The 1,873-nt window shown below is 40.9% G+C and carries 4 protein-coding genes; 2 read left to right on the top strand and 2 right to left on the bottom strand.

Annotation, left to right across the window (positions count from 1 at the left end; genetic code table 11):
- Both BM100_RS22295 and BM100_RS22290 read left to right on the top strand, forming a co-directional pair.
- A partial coding sequence (locus BM100_RS22295) for an RHS repeat-associated core domain-containing protein (protein ID WP_092514987.1) occupies nt 1–539 on the top strand: 539 nt, incomplete at its 5' end.
- Nucleotides 532–963 (top strand): hypothetical protein, encoded by a 432-nt coding sequence (locus tag BM100_RS22290; RefSeq protein ID WP_092514985.1) that lies wholly within the window; start codon nt 532–534, stop codon nt 961–963. The genes BM100_RS22295 and BM100_RS22290, both read left to right, overlap by 8 nt.
- A gap of 75 nt (nt 964–1,038) precedes the next feature.
- Here BM100_RS22290 and BM100_RS22285 read toward each other — a convergent pair whose 3' ends face one another.
- Both BM100_RS22285 and BM100_RS22280 read right to left on the bottom strand, forming a co-directional pair.
- A complete protein-coding gene (locus tag BM100_RS22285; protein WP_092514983.1) occupies nt 1,039–1,359 on the bottom strand; it encodes a SymE family type I addiction module toxin in 321 nt (106 codons plus the stop codon).
- Between the two features lie 73 nt (nt 1,360–1,432).
- Entirely contained in the window at nt 1,433–1,831 is a 399-nt protein-coding gene (locus BM100_RS22280; protein WP_092514904.1) for a helix-turn-helix domain-containing protein, read from the bottom strand.
- Between the last annotated feature and the right edge of the window lie 42 nt (nt 1,832–1,873).

The following is a 1,873-nucleotide window of genomic DNA, read 5'->3' as shown; positions in this document are numbered from 1 at the left end:
GGCAGTATGAGGATGAAGAAAGCGGACTATACTATAATCGGTTTCGTTACTATAATCCGGAGACGGCACAGTATATTTCTCCTGACCCGATAGGGTTGGCGGGGGGATTTAATCCGTATGGGTACGTTCACAATCCGACGGGATGGGTTGATCCATTCGGGTTGGCGGGTAAAGACTGCGATAAATTGCCAAATCGCCGCCAAGCTTTAAATAAAGCTAAAGATTTAGCCGGAATCCCCCGCTCTCAAAAACCAGATAGACAATGGACGGTTGGAAATGATCCTAAACGGAGAGGACAAACTAATTATCAATATTCAGAAGATGCGGGTTCTCATGGCCGTTATTACGAGTATAAAGATGCACATGGGCATAAAAAAGTAGTACTTGAACATACAAATGATCCTAGAGCACCATATCCCCATGCACATGCTGGTCAAGCCAAAACAGGCGCAAACCCAAGAACATACGACTTTAAAGAAGATAGGTATCAAAAAATAACTGATCCTAAAACCGACGATCACCATATTTATTATGAATAATAAACTTGAAGAAAAATTATTGCTGTCAAAAGCAAAGAGATATATCGATAAAATTCAAGGAATTAAGAATTTATCTATATCTTTAGTAAATGAAGAAGAATTTCAATGGCATAGAGAAGTGTATAGCAGGATTTTAAAAGGAAAAGAAATACCTGAATGCAAGCTAGAGCTTCCTGTAAGTCGGGAGGATGTCTACTCATACATGCAATCTAAAATACATATTGGGGAATGTAGTAGTTACTATATATTTTTTGAAGGGTTAGTAATCATCTCATTCAATATTGTTAGTTTACATGACTTTTTATCTAGTTATTTTGCATTAAATAAAACATTCGATATTAGTGTGTTATCACTTAATCCAGCAATGATTATTGTTATAAGTGAAGAAGAATATGAGTTAAATATATTTGCTAAAGTAATATAGTAATATGAAAAGCCGGAATGATCCGCATGATCTTCCGGCTTTACTCTTTTTTTAAGAGCGGCTCACTCTCTGCCCTTAGCGGCTTTTGTAATCCCCAATCAGTTCCCGCATCCGCAGCTTAATTTCACTGATTTGTACCCGCTGGCGCTGGTATTGTTGTTTAAGGCTGTTCGTCTCGTCACTGTCGGGGATCAGTACCAGGCAGCCGTCCATGATTTTTACCGTGACTGAACCGCCAATCTCAAAGCCCGCCTGTTTAAGCCATTGCCCTTTAAGATGAATTGCGGGCGGGGCTGTGGCCTTGTCGTTTTGCGGGACGTATCCCACGGTGTAGAAACGTTCTGTTTTGGCGGCTTTATTTACCGCGCGGTTTTGCTTAGAATGCGCCTTAGCCATCATTCAACTCCTTGATAGTTGGTTGTGGTTAGCGTTCTGCTCGTGCTCCAACACGAACAGAACGCGTTAAGTCTCATCGTGTGATATTAATAACCTGCTTAATCTTCTCTTGTGTGATCGCCATATCCAGAAAATGACAAATCACGTCCTGATCTTCTGCCTTTAGCTCATCAACCTGTTTACACAGCTCTTTTAGCCGCTTGTTTTTAATATCAAAAACAGGTGCCGTTGTGCCTTCTTCGCCCAATAACAAATGGTCAATACTGACTTCAAGCAACTGGGCTAATTTAATAATGTAGTCAAACTGCGGCTTAACCTGCCCCTGCTCCCAGCGTCCCACCATGCGGGGCTGGATATCCAGCAAATTAGCCAGTTCCAGCTGTGTAAGCTGTCTTTCCTTGCGTAATCCGGCAAGGCGTTTACCAAAATCAGTCATAAATGAACAAAGCCAGTTGATGTGTTTGTTCATCATGATAAGTGTCCTTTTTTAATGGAGGTCTTGAAAGTATTATAT

Source organism: Xenorhabdus mauleonii (genome assembly GCF_900113945.1).
GTDB lineage: Bacteria > Pseudomonadota > Gammaproteobacteria > Enterobacterales > Enterobacteriaceae > Xenorhabdus > Xenorhabdus mauleonii.
This window is presented reverse-complemented; position numbering and strand designations above follow the sequence as displayed.